The organism is Novosphingobium sp. RL4, from assembly GCF_035658495.1.
Lineage (GTDB): Bacteria > Pseudomonadota > Alphaproteobacteria > Sphingomonadales > Sphingomonadaceae > Novosphingobium.
In genome coordinates, this window is record NZ_CP141945.1 from 963,551 (window position 1) to 975,455 (window position 11,905).

7 protein-coding genes are annotated in these 11,905 nt (G+C 67.1%); 1 reads left to right on the top strand and 6 read right to left on the bottom strand.

The features are described 5' to 3' along the window. Positions 1–93: 93 nt before the first annotated feature. From U9J33_RS21415 to U9J33_RS21440, 6 genes are read right to left on the bottom strand one after another with little or no spacing between them, the layout of a single operon-like run. The gene (locus U9J33_RS21415) at positions 94–1,773 is read right to left on the bottom strand and encodes a DUF5597 domain-containing protein (protein WP_324699129.1); all 1,680 of its coding nucleotides are present in this window, start codon (positions 1,771–1,773) and stop codon (positions 94–96) included. Continuing rightward, a complete protein-coding gene (locus U9J33_RS21420; RefSeq protein ID WP_324699130.1) occupies positions 1,770–3,230 on the bottom strand; it encodes a mannitol dehydrogenase family protein in 1,461 nt (486 codons plus the stop codon). The genes U9J33_RS21415 and U9J33_RS21420 overlap by 4 nt, the downstream gene beginning before the upstream one ends. Beyond that, a complete protein-coding gene (gene uxaC / locus U9J33_RS21425) occupies positions 3,227–4,639 on the bottom strand; it encodes a glucuronate isomerase (RefSeq protein WP_324699131.1) in 1,413 nt (470 codons plus the stop codon). Before uxaC ends, U9J33_RS21420 begins: the two co-directional genes overlap by 4 nt. Further along, positions 4,636–5,925, bottom strand: a complete 1,290-nt coding sequence (locus tag U9J33_RS21430) for an MFS transporter (protein WP_324699962.1) — start codon at positions 5,923–5,925, stop codon at positions 4,636–4,638. The genes uxaC and U9J33_RS21430 overlap by 4 nt, the downstream gene beginning before the upstream one ends. 26 nt (positions 5,926–5,951) lie before the next feature. Next, positions 5,952–7,163, bottom strand: coding sequence for a D-mannonate dehydratase ManD (gene manD / locus U9J33_RS21435; protein WP_324699132.1), 1,212 nt, complete (start codon positions 7,161–7,163; stop codon positions 5,952–5,954). A gap of 11 nt (positions 7,164–7,174) precedes the next feature. Further along, positions 7,175–9,556, bottom strand: coding sequence for a glycoside hydrolase family 3 N-terminal domain-containing protein (locus U9J33_RS21440; protein WP_420719893.1), 2,382 nt, complete (start codon positions 9,554–9,556; stop codon positions 7,175–7,177). Between the two features lie 243 nt (positions 9,557–9,799). Here U9J33_RS21440 and U9J33_RS21445 point away from each other — a divergent pair, with 243 nt between their 5' ends. Then, complete coding sequence (locus U9J33_RS21445; protein WP_420719894.1) at positions 9,800–11,896, top strand: alpha-glucuronidase family glycosyl hydrolase; 2,097 nt, start codon at positions 9,800–9,802, stop codon at positions 11,894–11,896. Positions 11,897–11,905 lie beyond the last annotated feature (9 nt).

Sequence of the window (11,905 nt, forward strand, 5' to 3'; positions counted from 1 at the left end):
GATCGCGGGTTGCGCCACTGCTGGTAGCGCTATCATTAATACTTACATATGCCCGGCGCCGGAGCGCGTCAACAGTTATGTTAGCGGTATCTTTTATCTGTAGGTGTAGAGCTTTACGCGCTGAATCTGCCATTTTCCGGCTTCCAGGCGGATATGGCGGCCCTGATGCGTCTGGTCTCCGTTCAGCAGGCGAAGCGGCACCCACTTGCCCGAGGCGTCGAATTTGCCCTCGAACGCCGAATCGATTCCGGCAAGCGCGGCGGCATCGGCCCTGGGCTTGAACGTCACGGTAATGCCCTGACCGGCGATCAGGTACTCCTCCGGGCCGATCTGGACGATCATCCCGCCGGCGGCGGCGATCGCCGCGGTCGTGCCGGGCTGCGTGGCATCGGCGCCGGGGTTCGCCACCGGCTTCTGGATATCGGCATAGGCGATGGTGAAGCGATAGGAGCCGATATCGCGGGTTTCCGGCTCGTAGACCAGCGTCTCGTCATAGAGCTGGCGCGGCTTGAAACCGGCCATGCGGTCGGTGCCCTGCGCGTCGAGGATATAGGACTGAAGCTGCTGGAGCACGCCGTAGGCGTCCTTGAGCGGCCCCGGATTCTCGTCCACCGAATCGATCGAGAACGGGCCGAAGCCGATCGCGTCGAGTTGGCCGATGGCATAGAACGCGTTCGCCGGGGCCACCGGATTGCTGGAATTGTGCGCCTCGGGAATGAACAGCACGTTGTCCGGCCGCTTGTAGCGGTTCACGATGTCCACGAAGTTCGGGAAATAGATGTCGGGCGCCAGGAAATCGAGGTGCGGGCCGCCGGCCTTCCAGACGTCGAGCAGGTGCGGCAGCGGGCCGCCGCTGGGGTATTCGCCGGGGATGCGGCCCGGACGGTTGAGCGCGACATTGACGTACATCGGGATCGGATAGGCCGCCTTGCCCGCCTCCGCGAGGCGGTCGGCGAAGCGGGCGTAGTGCCAGGCCGCGAAGACTTCCGCCGCACCGTCGCCGCCGCCGAACAGGTCGTCCCACGAACCGCTGGTGCGCGCGCCGCGATCGAGCCACATCTGGCGCATGCCCGGGACGAGCGTGTCCTTGTGCGCGACGAGATAGTTCACCAGCTCGGCCGGAACGGGCTCGCGGTAGGCGGCATTGGCGGCGGCGCTGTAGTCCCGCGCGACCGGCAGCATGCCGATCTCGTTCTCCACCTGCACCATGACGACGGTGTTGTCCTTCGCATCCACCGCCTTGAGATGCGCCATGAGCGCGGCATAGGCGCGTTCGTCCGCCTTGAGGGTCTCGGCGCCGAAGGTCGAGAGGATCTCCACCCCCTGTCCGTTGGGAAGCTCTGCGCGCGGGAAGCGCCGCTGGTCGCGCTTGACCCAGGCCGGGACATAGGTGGACATGGAGTTCTTCCACGCGCCGAACCACAGGATCACCAGCTTGAGGTTGTTCGCCCGCGCCGCCTTGATCTGGAAATCGACCGAGGACCAGTCGAACGTGCCTTCCACAGGTTCGATCAGTTCCCACGACACCGGCGTCAGCACGGTGTTGAGGTTCATGTCCTTCAGCCGCTTCCAGTGCGGTTCCATGTAGGCGGCGCTGGAAGAGGCGGAATTGCTGAGTTCGCCCGCGATCATCAGCAGCGGCTTGCCATTGACGATAAGCTGCTGCGTATCGCCCTTCGCCTCCAGGCGCGGGGCATCGGCGAAAGCGGGCGCGGTGAGGCAAAGGCTCGCGGTGAGGGCCGAGACCGCCATGAAGGCAGTGCGCAAGGTCATGCGTTCTCTCCGAGGAATGCGGTAAGCACGGCGCGGGCGCCGGATGTTTCGAGATGGCCCAGATGCGCGGCCACGGCGTCAAGCGCAGCCTCATCGGGGACGGGGCCGAGCACGGCAAGCGCGGCCGCCGCGCGCGCGCGCGGGGTGGCTGCATCGCGCAGGGCATCGGCAAGGGCCTGCGCGGCGGGATCGTCGATGGCGAAGCTTTCGCCCGCGTCGGTCGTGCCTGCCTGCCAGCGCACCCAGGCCGCAATGGCCAGCGCGATGGCGGCGAAGGAACCGCCCTGCTCCCGCACCGCGCCCAGCGGCGCGAGCAGGCGTTGCGGCAGCTTCTGCGAACCGTCCATGGCGATCTGCCGGGTGCGGTGCTGGAGCGCGCTGTTGGCAAAGCGCGCCATCAGTTCCTTGCGGTAGGCGATCACATCGAGCCCGGCCGGCGGATAGAGCGTGGGCGTGACTTCGTCCCAGAGCCGCTCCACGAAGAGCAGGCCCGCCGCGCTGCCGACGAATTCATGCACGAACCGGTCACCGGCAAGCCCGCCGAGATAGGCGATGGCCGAATGCGCGCCGTTGAGCAGGCGCAGCTTGGCTTCCTCCCACGGGGCGACGGCATCGGCAAGCTGCACGCCGAGCGCGGCAAAGTCCGGCCGCTCGCCCGCGAAGCTGTCCTCGATCACCCATTGCAGGAAGGGTTCGGCCTTGACCATGGCGCGGTCTTCCACCCCGATCAGCGCGGCGAGACCGGCAATGTCCTCGTCCGTGGTGGCGGGCACGATGCGGTCCACCATGGTGGCGGGGAAGCTGCAGCTTTCCGAAATCCACGCGGCGAGCGCCGGATCGTGCGCCTCTGCCATGGCAAGCACGGCGCCTTTCAGCAACGCGCCGTTGTGGGGCAGGTTGTCGCAAGAGAGGATCGAGAGCGGGGCCAGCCCCTGCGCGCGCCGCCGCGCCAGCGCCGCGACAAGGAAGCCCGCCGCCGTGCGCGGACGCTCCAGCCCGGCGAGATCGGCGGCAATATCCGCGTCTTCGGCCATGAGCTTGCCGGTCTTGCGGTTGAGGCAATAGCCCTTCTCGGTCACCGTCAGGGTGACGAGATGCGTATCGGGCGAAGCCAGCGCGGCCACCACCGCCTCCGGGTCTTCCGGCGCGACCAGCACGCGCTGCACCGCGCCCATGATCTGCGGGGTCTGCACCTCTCCCTCGCGCACGAGCAGGGTGTAGAGCCCGTCCTGCGGCGCCATCTGCTCCCGCACTGAGGCCGAGCGCAGCGAAACGCCGATCACGCCCCAGCGCAGGTCGCCCGAGGCGAGCGCCGCCTCGAACACGGCGGCCTGATGCGCGCGGTGGAAGGCACCGATGCCGAGGTGGACGACCCCCGCCGAAACCGCCGCGCGGTCATAGGCAGGGCGCGCGACGGAGGCCGGAACCTGGCCGAGCGTTTCAGCGCACAGCCTCACAGCTTGTACGCCGCCTTGACGAGATCGTAGGCGAGCGCGCGCGCCACTTCGTGGGCCTCGTCCTCGGGCAGGCGATGTTCGGCGACCAGCTGCGCCAGCCAGGCACAGTCCATCCGCCGGGCCACGTCGTGCCGGGCCGGGATCGAGAGGAAGGCGCGGGTATCGTCATTGAAGCCGACGGTGTTGTAGAAGCCGCCGGTTTCGGTCGCACGTTCGCGGAAACGGCGCATGCCTTCGGGGGAATCGTGGAACCACCACGGCGGGCCGAGCCGCAGCGAGGGATAGTGCCCGGCCAGCGGCGCCAGTTCGCGCGAGTAGACGTCCTCATCGAGCGTGAAGAGGATCAGGGTCAGGCGCGGATCGTTGCCGTAACGGTCGAGCAGGGGCTTGAGCGCCTCCACGAATTCGCCCGGCATCGGAATGTCGCCGCCCTTGTCCCGCCCGAAACGGTCGAGCACGGCCTTGTTGTGGCTGCGATGGACGGCGGGGTGAAGCTGCATGACCATGCCGTCCTCCACGCTCATCCCCGCCATTTCGGTGAGGATCTGGGCGCGGAACAGTTCGGCATCCTGCTTGCTCGCCCCTGCCAGCACGCGCTGGTAGAGCGCCTCGCAGTCTTCGGGCGAAAGGTCGGCGGTCAGGGCGCTGGGGTGGCCGTGATCGGTCGAGGTGGCCCCCGCCTCGCGGAAGCGGGCGCGGTGGAAGCGGTGCGCGGCAAGATAGCCCGCGTAAGTCGAGACGTCCTCACCCGCCATCTCGCCGAACTTCGCGACCTTTTCGGCGAAGCCCGGCGTTTCGGGATCGACCACCGGATCGGGGCGATAGGCGGTGACGACGCGGCCGTTCCAGCCGCTTTCCCGGATCGCGCGGTGATGGGCCAGCGGGTCCAGCGGGCCTTCGGTGGTGGCGATCAGTTCGATGTTGAACTTTTCGAACAGCGCGCGGGGGCGGAACGCCTCGGTCTTCAGCGCGGCGTCGATCACTTCGTAATAGTGGTCCGCCGTCGTCTCATCCAGCAGCACGTCCAGCCCGAAGACTTCGGCAAAGACCCAGTCCAGCCACATGCGCGAAGGCGTGCCCCGGAACAGGTGGTAGTGCTTCGCGAAGATGCTCCAGATCTTGCGCGGGTCCTGCTCCACCGGGCTGCCGTCTACGCTGGGCACGCCCAGCGATTCCAGCGCGACGCCCTGCGAATAGAGCATGCGGAACACATAGTGGTCCGGCACGATCAGCAGCGAGGCCGGGTCCGTGAACGGCTCGTCATAAGCGAACCATGCCGGATCGGTATGGCCGTGCGGGCTGACGATCGGCAGGGCCTTCACGCCCTCGTAAAGCGCGCGCGCGATGGCGCGGGTGCCGGGGTCGGCCGGGAACAGGCGATCGGGATGGAGAACGAGAGGACGCGTCATGCTGTAGCTTTCTCGCCGTCGGGATCGGCGACCTGGTAGCGGGGAAGGATCAGGTGAATGACGGCAAGCGCCACGAGATAGGCGCAGGAGGCGACCACGAAGATCGGCTCGTAGCTGCCCACGCTTTCGAGGATGGCTCCGGCGAACTTGGCCATGAGCATGCCGCCCACGGCGCCCGAAAGGCCGCCGAGGCCGACGACCGATCCGGTCATCCAGCGCGGCATCGTGTCACCCGGCAGAGCGTAGAGATTGGCCGAGAAGCCCTGATGGCCGGCGCAAGCAAGGCCCACCAGCGCCACCGCCGTCCACAGGCCCGGCGCGTTCGGGGCCATGGCGATCGGCACGGCGCAAAGCGCGGCGAAGAACATGGCGGTCTTGCGCGAGCGGTTGACGCTCCAGCCCCGGCCGATGAAGCGCGAGGAAGCCCAGCCGCCCAGCACCGAGCCGACGTCGGCCAGGATATAGACCGCGATCAGCGGCGGGCCGAAATCCAGCATCTTCACACCGAACTGCTTGTTGAAGAAGTCCGGCAGCCAGAACAGGAAGGTCCACCATACCGGGTCGATCAGGAAGCGGCCCAGCATATAGGCCCAGGTCTGGCGATAGCCGAACAGCGCGCGCCACTTGACCGGGCGGGGCTTTTCCACCGGATCGGCCTCGATCCAGGCCAGTTCCTCGGCGCTGAGGTTCTTCTTGTCGCGCGGGCGGCGGTAGAAGCCCAGCCATGCCGCCAGCCACAGCACCGTGAGCAGGCCGGTGAGGATGAAGGCCCAGCGCCAGCCCAGCGTCAGCGCGATCACCGGCACCACCAGCGGCGTCAGGATCGCGCCGACGTTGGAGCCGGCGTTGAAGATGCCGATGGCGAAGGCGCGCTCGCGCTTGGGGAACCATTCGTTGGTGGCGGCGATGGCGGCGGGGAATGTCCCCGCCTCGCCGATGGCCAGCGGAATGCGGGCGATCAGCATGCCGCTGGTGGAAGTGAACAGCGCATGCGCCATGTGGCCCACGGTCCAGAGCGTCACCGCCAGCGCATAGCCCGCGCGGGCGCCGAGCCGGTCGATCAGGCGGCCGAACACGACATAGGCAATGCCGTAGCCCGCCTGGAACCAGATCGCGAGATCGGCATAGCCGCTCTCGCTCCAGCCGTAGCGCGCCTGCAGTTCCGGCTTGAGCGTGGGCAGGACCAGCCGGTCCACATAGCTCAGGACCACCGCCGCAAAGAGCAGCGCGCAGACGATCCAGCGGATCCGGCCCGAGGGTTTCCCCGGGCCGTTCGCGGTTTCCATGGATGGCGTCACGCCGTTCACCACGCTCACCAGTTGTACATCGTGCCGTCTTCGAGGCGGTTCACCGGCAGGAAGGCGCGGCTGTATTCGTAGCCGGCGGCCAGTTCCTCATCGATGTCCACGCCCAGCCCCGGCGCTTCGCCCGGGTGCATCATGCCGTTCTCGAAGGTATAGGCATGGGGGAAGACCGCGTCGGTTTCCGGCGTGTGGCGCATGTATTCCTGCACGCCGAAGTTCGGCACCGAAAGGTCGAAGTGCAGGGCAGCGGCCATGCAGACCGGCGACAGGTCGGTGGCGCCGTGGCAGCCGGTGCGGATCTGGTAGAGATCGGCCAGCGCGGCGATGCGGCGCAGATGGGTGATGCCGCCTGCGTGAACCACGGTGGCGCGGATATAGTCGATCAACTGGTTCTGGATCAGGTCCTTGCAGTCCCAGATCGAGTTGAAGATCTCGCCCACGGCCAGCGGCGCAGTGGTGTGCTGGCGGATCAGCTTGAACGCTTCCTGGTTTTCGGCAGGGGTCGCGTCTTCCAGCCAGAACGGGCGATAGGGCTCCAGGTCCTTGCCCAGACGGCCCGCCTCGATCGGGGTGAGGCGGTGGTGGATATCGTGCAGCAGGTGCACGTCCCAGCCCAGCGCCTCGCGCGCGGCCTTGAACAGTTCCGGCACGACGCGCAGGTACTTCGCGGTGTTCCAGACGTTTTCGGTCGGCAGGTCGGCGTCGGCGGGCTCGTAGAAGTACTTGTCCTTGGAGACGCCGTAAGTGGAGGCCATGCCCGGCACGCCGCACTGGAGGCGGATCGCCTTGTAGCCCTGCTTCTTGTAATCGAGCGCGACCTCGATGGTGTCCTCGATCGTCGTACCGTTGGCGTGGCCGTAGACCATCACGCCTTCGCGGCTCGCGCCGCCGAGCAGCTGGTAGACCGGAAGGCCCGCGATCTTGCCCTTGATATCCCACAGCGCCATGTCGACGGCGGCGATGGCGGTCATCGTCACCGGGCCGCGGCGCCAGTAGGCCCCCTTGTAAAGGTACTGCCAGACGTCCTCGATGCGGTGCGCGTCGCGGCCGATCAGGCAGGGGATCACATGGTCGGTCAGGTAGCTGGCGACCGACAGCTCCCGGCCGTTGAGCGTGGCGTCACCGACGCCGGTGGTGCCGTCGTCACAGGTGATCTTGAGCGTGACGAAGTTGCGTCCCGGACAGGTGATGATGACTTTGGCATCGACGATCTTGGGCATTGCGGGAATCCTCAGGCGATTTCGAGGGTTGTGGTCTTGAGATCGGCGCTGCTGGCGCCGACCATGATATCGAACAGGCCCGGTTCGACGACTTCGCGCATGGCCTCGTTCCAGAGGCTGAAATCGTCGGGGCCGAGGGTAAACTCGATCCGGCGCGTTTCGCCGGGCTTCAGCGTGACACGGCGGAAACCGCGCAGTTCCATGACCGGGCGGGTGACGCTGGCGGCCTGGTCGTGGACATAGAGCTGCACCACTTCGTCGCCCGCGCGCTGGCCGGTGTTGGTCACGTCGACAGAGACGGTGACATTGCCCGCCGTGCCGATGCGCGGTGCCGAAAGGCTGGGCGCGCCCACGCTGAACGTGGTGTAGCTGAGCCCGAAACCGAAGGGATAGAGCGGCGCGGTCTCGGTGAAGAGATAGCCGCGCTTGGCGGACGGCTTGTGGTTGTAGAAGAAGGGCACCTGCCCCACGTCCCTGACAACGGTGACCGGCAGCTTGGCGCCGGGATTGACGTCTCCGAACAATGCCTCAGCCATGGCGGTGCCGCCTTCCTGCCCGAGATACCAGCATTCGAGGATCGCATCGGCCTGCTCGGCCACGGTGGGCCAGGAAGGCGGGCGACCGTTGAGCGCGACGACGATCACCGGCTTGCCGGTGGCCTTGAGCGCGCGGAACAGGTCGTTCTGCTCGCCCACGAGGTCAAGCTCGGTGCGGTCGCCGAGGTGGTTCCTGGCATAGCCTTCGCGGCTGGTCTGTTCGGTATCGCCAATGGCCAGCACCACCACGTCGCAGCCCTTGGCCACTTCCGCGGCCTCGGCGATCAGCGCGCGGTTCTTTGCCGGGTCCGCCAGCAGCACTTCGTTGGCCGAACGATCCTCGCTCTGCGTAATGAACACGCCCTGCGCGAAGACGACTTCGGCCTTGCCCGCGACGCGTGCCTTGATGCCTTCGACAAGGTTCACGCTCGAACGCGGTTCTGACGAATAGCCGCCAAGGCGGGTGACATTGGCGTTCGGCCCGATCACCGCGATGCGCTTCTGCGCGCCCGCCGTCAGCGGCAGGACACCGGTATTCCTGAGCAGGCAGATCGACTTGCGCGCCGCTTCCAGCGCCAGCGCGCGGGCTTCGGCATTGGCGGTGAGTTTCGCGGAAGCCTTGGGATCGACCGGCCCCGCCTCGAACATGCCGCCGCGGAACTTCAGCGTCAGCATGTGGCGGCAGGCGGCATCGACGGCGGCAAGCGGCACCAGACCCTTGCGCACCTGATCGGCCAGCGTGCGATAGGCCTCGCCGTCCGGCAGGTCGCAATCGACGCCCGCATGGAGGGCAAGGCGCGCCGCGCCCTCGATATCGCTGGCGAGGTGGTGGAACGAGGCGAGTTCGCCGATCGCCGCATAGTCGCTGACCACGGCGCCGTCGAAGCCCCATTCGCCGCGCAGCACGTCTTCCAGCAGCCAGCGATTGGCGTGGCTGGGGATGCCGTCGATCTCGTTGTACGACGGCATGACGGCGGCGATGCCGGTGCGGCGCACCACTTCGCGGAACGGCGGGAAGAACGAATCGTAAAGCTCGCGCTTGCCGAGCGGGGCCGGGGCTACATTGTTGCCCGCCTCGGGCTGGCCGTGCCCGGTCATGTGCTTGAGCGTGGCGAAGACCTTGCCCTCGCCCAGTTCCTTGCCCGGCCCCTGCAGGCCGCGCACGGCGGCAACGCCCATTTCTCCGCAAAGATAGGGGTCTTCGCCGAAGGTTTCCTCGATCCGGCCCCAGCGCGGGTCGCGGGCGATGTCCACCACCGGCGAAAGCGCCAGGGTGGAACCGTGGGCGCGCACTTCGCGGCCGATCACCGACTGCACGCGCTTCACCAGATCGGTGTCGAAGCTGCCCGCCATGGCGATGGCCTGCGGGAAGCTGGTCGCTTCGGGCGCCATGTAGCCGTGGAGCGATTCCTCATGGAACAGCACCGGAATGCCGAGCCGGGTCTGCTCGCGCGCCCATTTCTGGGCGGCGTTGACGAAGGCGATGGTATCGGCAGGCTTGCGCCAGCGCCCGGTCACTTCGGTGCCGGTGTTGTTGGCCGTGGCCGCGCCGCCCCGGTCGGACGGGCGGGCGATCTGGCCGATGCCGTCGGGATGGGCCTTGCTGGCGCGAACCGGATCGAAAGCGCGCGATTCGTCCATGATCTCGCGCTTGCGGGTGGAAAGCGTGACGAGCTGGGCCACCTTCTCGTCCAGCGTCATGCGGGCCATCAGGTCCTTCACGCGCAGGTCTACGGGAACCTTGGGGTCCTTGTAGAGCGGCGCGGCGGCGCGCGCGGAAACCGGAAGGAAGGCCAGCATCGAGGCGCCCGCGCCCCAGCGCAGCAGTTCGCGGCGTTTCACGGGGGCGGCGATCATGCGCGCACCGCTACGGACGAAAGGCGCGATCCCGCAAGCGTCAGACAAACCGGAAAAATCATCTTCCTCCCCTGCATCCCCGGACCCTTTCGGCCCATTTCCCAATCGGGCGGCAAAGTGTGTTGCCTGCCCGGAACTTTATGTGGTAGCGCTATCATGCGCGACAACGAACAAGCTTGTCAATGGCATCGCCGCGCTAATTAAATTTCGGCCACCGGGCCACGATCTGGGACACAGGGGAGGATGATGAAGAAGCGGCTTCTGACGATCGGCGTATGCGTGACGGCCCTTGGCTTCGCGAGCGCGCCTGCCCTTGCAAACGATGGCTACGACCTCTGGCTCGCGCCTGCAAGCGCCCCCGCCACCACCGAAATCCGCGTGATCGGCCAGTCCGAAACGCTGGACCGCGCCGCCGGCGAACTGCGCCGCGACCTTGCCGCGTCGCCGCTTCCCGTGGTGCTCGGCAAGGCCGACGATCCAGCCCTTGCCGCGCTGCGCCTGCCCGCGGCATCGCTGGGCGAGGAAGGCTATCTGGTGCGCGCCGCCACGCTCGATGGCCGCAAGGTGCTGCTCGTCACCGGCAAGACCGACCGCGCCGTGCTCTACGGTGCCTTCGCGCTGATCCGCGCGCAGAAGACCGGCGCCGACCTTGCCGGAATCGATCTCCGCTCCGCCCCGAAGATCGGCCTGCGCGTGCTCAACCACTGGGACAACCTCGATGGTTCGGTGGAGCGCGGCTACGCCGGGCAATCGCTGTGGGACTGGTGGACCCTGCCGGACTTCAAGGACCCCCGCTACACCGACTATGCCCGCGCCAATGCCGCGCTGGGCATCAACGGCATCGTGCTCAACAACGTCAACGCCAAGCCCGAGAGCCTGACCGCGCCTTATATCGCCAAGGCCCGGGCGCTGGCCGAAGTGTTCCGCCCCTGGGGCATCAAGGTCTACCTTTCGGCGCGGTTCTCCGCACCGATCGAGATCGGCCATCTCAAGAGCGCCGATCCCCTCGATCCCGAGGTAGCGGCCTGGTGGAAGGCGAAGTCCGACGAGATCTACGCCGCGATCCCCGATTTCGGCGGCTTCCTCGTCAAGGCCAACAGCGAAGGCCAGCCCGGCCCGCGCGACTATCACCGCAGCCATGCGGAAGGCGCCAACATGCTCGCCGCCGCCGTCGCGCCGCACGGCGGCATCGTGATGTGGCGGGCCTTCGTCTATGCCGAGACCGACCCGGACGACCGCGCCAAGCAGGCCTATACCGAGTTCAAGCCGCTGGACGGCAAGTTCGCCGACAACGTGCTGGTGCAGGTCAAGAACGGCGCCATCGACTTCCAGCCGCGCGAACCGTTCCATCCGCTGTTCGGCGCCATGCCGAAGACGCCGATGATGCTCGAACTCCAGATCACCAAGGAATACCTCGGCTTCGCCACGCACCTCGCCTACCTTGGAACGATGTTCGAGGAAGTGCTGGAGGCAGACACCCGCGCCAGGGGCAAGGGATCGACCGTGGCCAGGGTGGTGGACGGTTCGCTCTACGGCCACAAGCTCAGCGGCATTGCCGGGGTTGCCAATGTCGGGCGCGACCGGGACTGGTCGGGCTCCACGTTCAACCAGGCCAACTGGTACGCCTTCGGCCGCCTCGCCTGGGACCCGACGCTTTCCGCCGACGCCATCGCCCGCGAATGGGCGCAGCAGACCTTCGGCAACGACCCGCGCGTGGTCGATACGGCGGTGAAGATGATGATGGCCTCGCGCGAGGCGGTGGTGGACTATACCGGGCCGTTCGGCCTCGCCCACCTCATGGGCACGGGCCATCACTATGGTCCGGGGCCATGGATCAGCGATCTTGCCCGGCCCGAGTGGAACCCGGTCTATTATCACAAGGCCGACCGCAACGGCATCGGCTTCGACCGCACGAAAACCGGCAGCAATGCCGTGGCCCAGTACGAACCCGCCGTGGCGAAACTTCTCGCCGATCCGCGCACCACGCCGGAAAGCGAACTGCTGTGGTTCCACCACCTGCCGTGGGACTGGAAGATGAAATCCGGCCACACGCTCTGGCAGGCGATGGTCGGCCATTACGATCGCGGCGTGGCCACGGTCGCGCAGATGCAGGCGGACTGGCAGGGCGTGAAGGACAAGGTGGACCCCGAACGCTGGCAGAAAACCGCCAGTTATCTGCAGATCCAGCACAACGAGGCCAAGTGGTGGCGCGATGCCAGCCTGGCTTACTGGATGTCGGTCAACGGCCTGCCCCTGCCCGCCGGCGTGGCCGCGCCGGAGCACGATCTGGCCTGGTACAAGGCGCAGGATTTCCCTCTCGCACCCGGACACCCGCACTGACCATCCGCA